Below are 592 nucleotides of genomic sequence, written 5' to 3'. Positions count from 1 at the left end.
ATAGATATTCGCAATATGCGGTCTTCCCCGGGTTTTTTGGCGAATGGACACCCATTACAGCCTCCTTTTGTAGGCTTGAACTCATGATATCCCTGCCGTGTTGTGGTTTGGTAATAAAACGGGACGCCACAAGGACAGCTGTAAAGGTCTTCCTTCACTTTCTGGAACTTCGTCCGGCGACATTGCGGGTGTTCCTTCGATGACGGTCGCCGATAGGAAATATACGTAAAAATCTTTCGATCAAACAATCCTTTAGCCAGTTTAGCTTTATAGTAACCAGAGTCCAAGGCGATTTCGTTAGAGTATCGTCCAAAAAGATTCCGTATGGAATCTAACTGGGAAAGAAGAATCTGATGGCCTGGTACATTGGCGGCCGTCACTTCAGTCCCAATAATAAAGTTGTGAAGGGTATCCACAACCCGATGTTCAAAAAAGGCGAAACGCCCACGTTCATCGTGTTTAACTGATAAAGCTGAATCCGGATCTACAGGGCTCCTGTTCGTCCGTTTTATGATTTTTTTTGCTTCTTTTGGTTTAAGTTGTTTCTTACCGTACCGATTTCGGAATTGATTAATGATTTTCAGGTCTTCCT

The 592-nt window shown here is 43.8% G+C and carries 1 protein-coding gene; it reads right to left on the bottom strand.

All coding sequences use genetic code 11. From position 1 onward, the window contains the following. On the bottom strand, positions 1-592 hold a 592-nt coding region (locus AC3WR0_RS25400), incomplete at both ends, for a transposase (RefSeq protein WP_492554854.1).

It is taken from the genome of Neobacillus sp. FW104-15D2 (assembly GCF_058790155.1).
This window is presented reverse-complemented; position numbering and strand designations above follow the sequence as displayed.